Here is a 7,467-nt window from a genome sequence, read left to right as displayed (position 1 = left end):
CCTAGACGAGTAAGTCCTAAGTCGCCGCAGCACGGAGTGCGTGCATGACGAAGGGTGTTGACGATCGGTTTGTGAAGACAGACCTCAACACCCTTCTCACCGCACTGTACGTCAGAATCGACGACTGGCTCGGCCACCGGCCCAGGCCGGGCCGCAGGCCGAAACCGACCGATGCCGAACTGCTCACCCTGGCCGTCGCCCAGGTACTGCTCGACATCCGCTCCGAGGCCCGCTGGCTGCGCTACGTCCCCGAGCACCTGCCCGGCGCCTTCCCCTACCTGCCCGGCCAGTCCGGCTACAACAAGCGCCTGCACAAGGCTCTGCCGCTGTTCAAACGCGCGATCCGGACCCTGGCACAAGACACCGACCTGTGGCTGGACCCGCTGTGGGTGGTGGACTCCACCCCGCTCGAGTGCGGCCGTTCCCGCCCCACCACCCAGCGCTCGGACCTGGCCGGCTGGGCCGGCTACGGCTACTGCCGCTCCCACTCGCGCTGGTTCTGGGGGCTGCGCCTGCACCTGATCTGCACTCCCGCCGGCCTACCGATCACCTGGGCCCTGGCCATCCCCAAGATCGACGAACGGCAGGTGCTGATGGCCATCTGCGAGCACGACCCGGCCTTGCTCCTCGACCGGTCCGGCCTGCTGATGAACTGGACACCTTCCTCGCCGAACGCGGCGTACGACTGCTACGCCCGTCCTACCGCAACCGCACACCCCGCCCCGGCGAGCACCTGCTCAAACCGATCCGCCAGCTCATCGAGTCCGTCAACGACACCCTCAAGGACTCTGTTGGCCGATTCAGTGGTCAAGCCGCCCGTGCGAGGACGAGTTTGGCGAAGTGGCTGGTGCGGGTGGCACCAAGGGGTTGGCCCGCCCACCAGGCATTGAGGCGAACGAGGTTGAGGGCGGTGGCGGTGAACAGGTGCCCGAGGTGAGTCTTGGATAGGCCGATGTAGCGGCTGGTGCGGATTTCGGATCTATGCACGGCCTGGAAGATGGTTCCTTCCACGCCCGCCCTGACCCCGTAGCGGACTTTGAACTCCTCGGTGTGCTGTTCTCGTCGCCGTGCATCCTGCGCTTCTTGCAGAGGCCGGGCCAGGAGTTGGAGCCCTCGCCCCCAGCGCGGACTGGTGGTGCGGGTGCACGCCGCGCGCAGTGGACACGGATCGCAGTCGGTGCGGCGGAAGAAGACCTGGACGATGGGCACGCCCCGGACGGTGTGCTGCTGGGCGGACCACACCGCACTGGTATGGCCTTGCGGGCAGGTGACCCGGCGGGCGTCCCAGTCGATAGTGAAGGCATCCTGCGCAAGCGCTGGCGCCTGCCGGCGCTGCCGGGAGACGTCGATACGGACCGGCCCCACCAGGTCCAGCCCGTACTCGGCCCGAGCCTGGACCAGTAGCGTTGCCGAGGTGTAGCCATAGTCCACCAGGTGCTCATCGGGCAGCAGGCTGCGCCCTCGCAGAGCCTGGTGAATGGGTGCGGTCATCTCGGTGTCGGTCACGGTTGCCGCGGTGGTGGCGACGTTGGTGATCACGTGGGGTGCGTCGGGCTCACATGTTTCGGAGAAATGGACCTTGTAGCCGGTCCAGCCCATACCGCGTTTGATGCTGTAGCGGGCCTGCACGTCATACGGCGTCACCAGGCGCATCGCGCCCGGCGGGAGGTCCTTGCCTTCCCGCCAGCGCACCCCCTTGTCATCGCGGTGATACTGCTGGATCCACACCTTGCGCAGCACCTGCACCGCTGGCAGCTCCCGCAGCCAAGGCGGGGCGGAGCGCGCATGGACGGCCTCCAGCAGCGTGAAACCGTCCATGCCAACCTGCCGGGCCCACGCGGTGCGGGCATCATCGCTCTTCGGGAACCGATAGCCCTCACAGCGGGCCTGGTACCGCTCGCTCCAGTCCGGCACCATCATGCTGGCCAGCCAGCCCGGGGCCGCCACCGCCAGAGCCTCCAGCGCCGCACGCATGGTTTCCCCGACGAACTCCATCCGGTTCAAGCGGCGCACGGCCGCCAGCACGTGGGTCGAATCGGTGCGCTGCCGCCCGCCGGCCCGCAGCAGGCCCATCCCGGACAGACGCTCCAGCAGCGTGTCCAGGATGCGTTCCTCCAGGCCATGAGCGATCAGCCGGTCCCGGAACTCGCTGAGCACCGAGAAGTCGAACCCCGGATCGTCCAGCTCCAGACCTAGGCAGTACTTGACATCGATCCGCCCCCGCACGGCATCGGCCGCCTGACGATCGGTCAGCCCCTCAGCGAACTGCAGCACCGAGACCATCGCCAATTGCCCCGGCGACAGCGCCGGCCCACCACGCCGCGGGAACGCGCAGGCGAACTGCTCGTCACGAAACAGCGGACCCAGCTCATCGCGGATCCGCATGGCCAGGCAGCTCTTGGGGAACGCCGCCCACGCGATACGGGCAGTCTGCTCAGGAATCTGACGTGCGGGCCGAGGGTGCAGAGACATGGCGAAGCTCTCCATCTTCCCCGCGGCCCAGGTCCAGCTTCCTCCGGGGACCGGGGATCATCAACTGGAATCGGCCAACAGAGTCCTCAAAGGCCAGCTCGACCTGGAACTGCACGGCGGCCGTACAGTCACCGGCGTGGGCGCCCGGATCGCCCAGCGCATCCTGGCCCTGACCGCCGCCATCTGGCACAACCGCCACACCGGCCAGCCCATCACCCGATCACTGATCGCCTACGACCACTAACCCGAACTAGGACTTACTCGTCTAGAGGTAGTACGTAGAGCTCTCCGGCATCTACTGCAGCGATCGAAATAGCACAGGTCCAGGTGCTCTCGCCGGGGAGCTGGTGGTCGCCGGAGATAGACACGGTTTCGCATCATCCGATTCTCTTTCTGCCCGGCAGGAGTCTTCACTGACGTATGTCCGGCGCAGCGCGTACTGAGTGCGGGAACCCGTCAACGTGCTCACGGCCGTGGTTGGCGCCGTTCGGTCATGTCCGCTCACGCTACCGGCCGTCTGGCCCTGGGTTCTGCGTGCCGCGGCAAGAAGGGATGAGATGGTCAACGCCAAAGCCTCAGGGCTTCTGCCGTCAGCGATCGAATACGCGGTCCATTGCGTCTCCCATGTCACACAAGCTTCACTGCCACGCAGGACGCCCTGCACGGAATGGAATCTCGCCGAGCTTCTTTGCCATGTCAATGACTCCCTCGCCATTCTGTACGAAGGAGTCGCATGGGGTTTCGTCGCCGGCGGCCCGATGGCGGAACCCGATGATTTTTCGGTGGATGCCCTTGTGAGGACCTTCAATGATCGGGCCCGGCGATTTCTCGCCGCCGCAACCCCGCCGAGCGGGGATGAGTACGGCGTAGCTGTCGCCGATCGTGTACTTCCGCGCGACATCCTGGTCGCCGTCGGTGTCGTAGAGGTCGCCGTCCATGGGTGGGACGTCGCATTCTCCTGCGATGTACTGGAGCCGATCCCAGCAGGGCTCGCCTCAGGAATCATGGAACTCGCCCCGGACCTGCTTACGGCGGAGTCCAGGAACGGCGACTTCGGGCCTCCGGTCCAGGTGTCGCCCCTGGCCGCCCCCGGTGACCAACTCCTGGCGTTCCTCGGGCGAAGATCGGCGACTTTCGATCGGCCAACTGACCAAGGACCTGGTCGGCACTGGCCGGCTGGTGGCTTAGAGGGCATCTGATCTTGTCTGATGCCCGGCGGGTGCTGATCGAGCCGGCAAGAAGATCGAGGGCCGAAAGCGGCACATCGCCACGGTCACGCTGGGTCTGTTGCTGGCGGTGCTGGTGACGGCGGCATCCGTGCAGACTCGGCTGGAGGTCAGAAGCTGTTTGAGAGGCCACGGAGATTCCGGACAGCCGTTTTATGGGCGTAGCCTACGCGGCTGTTTGGGTTGAAAGGGACTTGTTGAGTACCTCCAGAGGTGTTCGGTAGCCGAGCGTCGAGTGCAGGCGCCGAGGGTTGTAGAAGCCCTCGATGTAGCGCCTGCGTTCCGCATAATTCACCTTGCCTGGAGGCACGAAACATAGGATGAGCTGCAGGTTTTCCATCGACTGCCCGAATCGTTCGTTTCTCTAGGAGTCCACAACAGTCCAGGTCAGCAACGCGGTCGATCGGGCCGAGGGGCCGACAATGGGCCGAAGAACAGCGGTGGCAAATCCCTGCAAGCAGGGGCAAGTTGCCGACCTCCGAGTGGCGTGTGGCATCGACGCCCTATCGTCGATGCTGCGGCGGTCCGGGCCAGGACATGGGTCAGATTCCGAAGAGAGCGCCGTATGGCCTCTCCACCTGCGGAAATGCCAGAGCCTAGAGAAACGGCCTGTGGCCGCCGAGAAGGTGAAGCCACAGGCCAGCAGGCATGCCGTCGCTCCAGAGGTCCCGAATTACGCGGAACGCGGGTAGCGGATGACCTGCCGTTTGGCTTTGGCGCGGGTGGTGAAGACGAAGCGGTGCAGCCATTCGTTCTTGATCGCGGAGAAGAATGATTCGGCCATGGCGTTGTCCCAGCAGACGCCGGTGCGGCCGACCGATCGGCGGATGTGCAGGCCGGTCAGGAAGCGGCCGAAGTCGTCCGAGGTGTAGTTCTTAGGTTCAACCGGTCGTCGCAACACTGCTGCTCGACAGCGAGTATAGGTGCTCGCTGAAAGCCTCAGCCGGTGTTCTTCATCCGAGGGTCTTTCGGGGCCTGGTGTTGAGTGCGAACGCGACAGCAGCCAACTCCTCGGCATCCCAGCAGGACAGGTCGGTGCCCTTGGGAAAGTACGGCCGCAACAGGCCGTTGATGTGTTCTCGTTGGTGCCACGCTGCCAGGGGCTATGCGGATCGGCGAAAGAGACCTGCACGCCGGTCTCGATGCGCAGTTGCGCATGTTGGGCCAGTTCCGTTCCCCTATCCCAGGTCAGCGAGCGGCGCAGTTGCTCGGGCAACCCGGTGATCTCTTTGGTGATCGCGTCTCGCACGGCTTCGGCGCCACGGCCGGCCAGCGCCGGGCTGGCCAGGCGGCCTGCCGCACGAGGTGTGGCTCTCGCGGTTGCCGGCCGGTCTTCATCTCCGGGGTGCCATCTTGTGGTCCGCAGCCTACGATCCGATCTGATGATCCGAACTCCGTACAAGCTCTTGTGCCGCATCAGGTTACGTTCGTCCTGTTGAGGATCTTCCTCATACGGAGGTTTGTCGGTGTTGCGGTTGTGTAGCGGCCGATCATGCTGCCCCGTCGCGGTGACTGGCATGGTCAGTGCCGTTGAGGGTGAACTCCCACAGGGACGCGCTCCTCCAAAGCCGAACCGGTACCGCAGACTTGACCGCTCGGCGACGATTCCTTTGGCCGCCCTGGATGATCCTCATTGGTGCGGCTCAGTGAGAGTCGACACAATGGGCGGGAGAGAACCACGGTGAGCACGATCGAGGAGTTCGCCGCGCTCGCGGAGCCATACCGTCGCGAGCTGCTGGCGCACTGCTACCGCATGTTGGGGTCGGTGCACGAGGCTGAAGACCTGGTGCAGGAGACCTACCTTCGCGCCTGGCGCGGCTTTGAGAAGTTCGAAGGCCGCTCGTCCTGCGCACCTGGCTCTACACGATCGCCACCAACGCCTGTCTGAACGAGCGGAATCAGCGCAGCCGGCGTCCTCTGCCCTCCGGCCTCGGGGCCGCCGAGTGGCGACCCCGATGCCTCGCTCGAAGCGGCGTGCGGAGACGTGCTCTGGTTGCAGCCAATCCCCGACATGATGGTCACGCCCGGCCTGGGTGATCCCGCCTCCATTGTCACCTCGCGGGAACAGTTGCGCCTCGCGCTCATTGCCAGCCTCCAGAAGCTGACGCCGCAGCAGCGGGCGGTCTACCTGCTGCGCGAGGTGCTGGAATTTCCGGCCGCGAACGTGGCGACCATGCTGGAGACCTCCGTGGCCGCGGTCAAGAGCTCGTTGCAGCGCGCTCGCGCTGCCCTGGCCAAAGTCGACACCGCACACGAGGAACTCGCCGAGCACGATATTCAGGACCTGCTGGAGCAGTACATGAACGCCTTCGAGAAGGCGGATCTGGCGGCTCTGGAGCGGGCCTTGCGCCAAGACGCCGCGCTGGAGATGGTCGGGTACTCCACCTGGTTCTCCGGGATGGATACCTGTCTGCGTCATCTCGCCTGGGTACTGGGCTCTCCAGGAACCTGGCGGATGATTCCCGTCCAGGCCAATGGGCAGCCCGCCGCCGCCTACCTGCGTAATGACGATGGCGCCTACGAGGCATTCGGCCTCGCCGTTCTCGCGGTCACCTCGAGCGGCATCAGCCGGATCACCGTGTTCGGTAAGGAGGACCTGCTTCCTTGGTTCGCCGTACCGAGTGCTCTGTAGTGAGGTCACGACGAGATGCGTCGTCCCGATCGCGAGATGAGTCGGTCGCCTGGGGCGGCTCCCATCGGGTGCAGGTAAGGGCGGGCCATACTGCAGGTGGCTGGTACGGGTGGTCAAGACCAGGGGGAGGAACTCCAGGACACCGGAGGCCTAGCGGCGGAACGGGCCGGTCGCGTCTGCAGGACCAGGCGATGTCCCAGGCGTGGCTAGTGATCTCACTGTCCCCACGGCGATTAGGGTCCCCCGGGGCAGGTAGCGGTCACCGATCATGATGGGACTGTCCGGGCCCGCGCTCGTCGCGGCCACGACTTGCAGTCTGCGCGTCCAGAGGTGGAAGAAGGCAACGGATCGGGTCCCCGCCTGAGCGACCGGCTCCCAGCCGATGACCGCTTCGGTGAGGCCCTCGTAGAGGAGTTCAAGGGAGTCGTTCAGGTGCCACAGCCTCGATATCTCCACCGGGGCACGGCGTCGGCGTCGGCAGGTCCTCCCGCACGGGGGTCACGCAGTCGTGGGCGTGGTCGATGGCTGCTCCAGCAACCGGACAGCGTGGTCGGTCGGCGTATCAATAGAGACCTTGCGACGAGCGGCACGCCAAGGCCCACAGGTGCCTCTCCGGCGACGACGCCGTGGTCAAGCTGCCATGGCTGACCATCATCAACATGGAGGACGCCCGCGAACGCGCCGCGGCCAACGAGAGGACCGGCAAAATCAAGAACTCGCCCAGCGCTGGACGCCTCATCGAGGGCCAGCACACCTGCCACGATTCGGTGACCTCTGACACGGCGGATACGCACGCCGCTCGATCTCCTCGGGGGCCTCATCAACCCCAGCGGGAAGCCGCCGAGTTCGGCCTCGGACGGACTGATCGGCCAGCACGACCATGGACGAGAGGCACCGCCGCGCGTGCTCCCTTCCCTGGCCGTTGCCCTCCGGTAGGTGACCGTGAGCGCGGAAGCAGCGGATCGGGGGCGGTACGCGTTCTTAGGTCATGAACAGTGAGACAGCCGCCGCGCGTCCGCGCCGCCGGACACCGGGACGGCGCTGGCGGACCTGTACCGTGAGCACTGGCTCGCCCCTGGTGCGCCTGGCCGTGCTGCTCGTCGGCGACCGGGAGGCCGCCGAGGACGTGGTCCAGGA

General features: G+C 65.8%; 5 protein-coding genes and 5 pseudogenes. 7 read left to right on the top strand and 3 right to left on the bottom strand.

Features of this window, described 5'->3' with window-relative positions; genetic code table 11:
• Positions 1 to 71: 71 nt before the first annotated feature.
• Positions 72 to 784: pseudogene (locus tag HD597_RS04110) on the top strand (IS982 family transposase); the annotation flags it as partial.
• Positions 785 to 807: 23 nt separating this feature from the next.
• Here HD597_RS04110 and HD597_RS04105 read toward each other — a convergent pair.
• On the bottom strand, positions 808 to 2,472 hold the full coding sequence (locus tag HD597_RS04105; RefSeq protein WP_253740324.1) for an IS1182 family transposase: 1,665 nt from the start codon (positions 2,470 to 2,472) through the stop codon (positions 808 to 810).
• A 64-nt stretch (positions 2,473 to 2,536) separates the two neighbouring features.
• On the opposite strand from HD597_RS04105, the pseudogene HD597_RS66665 reads away from it, so the two are divergent.
• From HD597_RS66665 to HD597_RS04090, 3 genes and pseudogenes are all read left to right on the top strand, one after another.
• Positions 2,537 to 2,716, top strand: a pseudogene (locus HD597_RS66665) (IS982 family transposase); the annotation flags it as partial.
• Positions 2,717 to 3,029: 313 nt separating this feature from the next.
• The gene (locus HD597_RS66660; RefSeq protein WP_372513337.1) at positions 3,030 to 3,671 is read left to right on the top strand and encodes a maleylpyruvate isomerase family mycothiol-dependent enzyme; all 642 of its coding nucleotides are present in this window, start codon (positions 3,030 to 3,032) and stop codon (positions 3,669 to 3,671) included.
• Positions 3,672 to 3,687: 16 nt separating this feature from the next.
• Positions 3,688 to 3,802, top strand: a pseudogene (locus HD597_RS04090) (IS5/IS1182 family transposase); the annotation flags it as partial.
• 569 nt (positions 3,803 to 4,371) lie between these two features.
• Here the strand turns inward: HD597_RS04090 and HD597_RS66655 are convergent.
• Together HD597_RS66655 and HD597_RS04080 are read right to left on the bottom strand one after the other, a co-directional pair.
• The gene (locus HD597_RS66655) at positions 4,372 to 4,596 is read right to left on the bottom strand and encodes an integrase core domain-containing protein (RefSeq protein WP_372513336.1); all 225 of its coding nucleotides are present in this window, start codon (positions 4,594 to 4,596) and stop codon (positions 4,372 to 4,374) included.
• Positions 4,580 to 4,977, bottom strand: a pseudogene (locus tag HD597_RS04080) (IS30 family transposase); the annotation flags it as partial. The pseudogene HD597_RS04080 and the gene HD597_RS66655, both read right to left, overlap by 17 nt.
• Before the next feature lie 402 nt (positions 4,978 to 5,379).
• Between HD597_RS04080 and HD597_RS04075 the strand changes: the two are divergent.
• The 3 genes and pseudogenes from HD597_RS04075 to HD597_RS67240 all read left to right on the top strand — a co-directional run.
• Positions 5,380 to 5,586 carry a sigma factor gene (locus HD597_RS04075; protein WP_253740322.1) on the top strand — a complete coding sequence of 69 codons (207 nt, stop codon included), beginning with the start codon at positions 5,380 to 5,382 and terminating at the stop codon, positions 5,584 to 5,586.
• Positions 5,587 to 5,682: 96 nt separating this feature from the next.
• Complete coding sequence (locus tag HD597_RS04070) at positions 5,683 to 6,330, top strand: sigma factor-like helix-turn-helix DNA-binding protein (RefSeq protein ID WP_253740321.1); 648 nt, start codon at positions 5,683 to 5,685, stop codon at positions 6,328 to 6,330.
• A 611-nt stretch (positions 6,331 to 6,941) separates the two neighbouring features.
• Positions 6,942 to 7,085: pseudogene (locus tag HD597_RS67240) on the top strand (IS256 family transposase); the annotation flags it as partial.
• Positions 7,086 to 7,467 lie beyond the last annotated feature (382 nt).

Source organism: Nonomuraea thailandensis (genome assembly GCF_024172165.1).
GTDB classification, from domain to species: Bacteria; Actinomycetota; Actinomycetes; order Streptosporangiales; family Streptosporangiaceae; genus Nonomuraea; species Nonomuraea thailandensis.
This window is presented reverse-complemented; position numbering and strand designations above follow the sequence as displayed.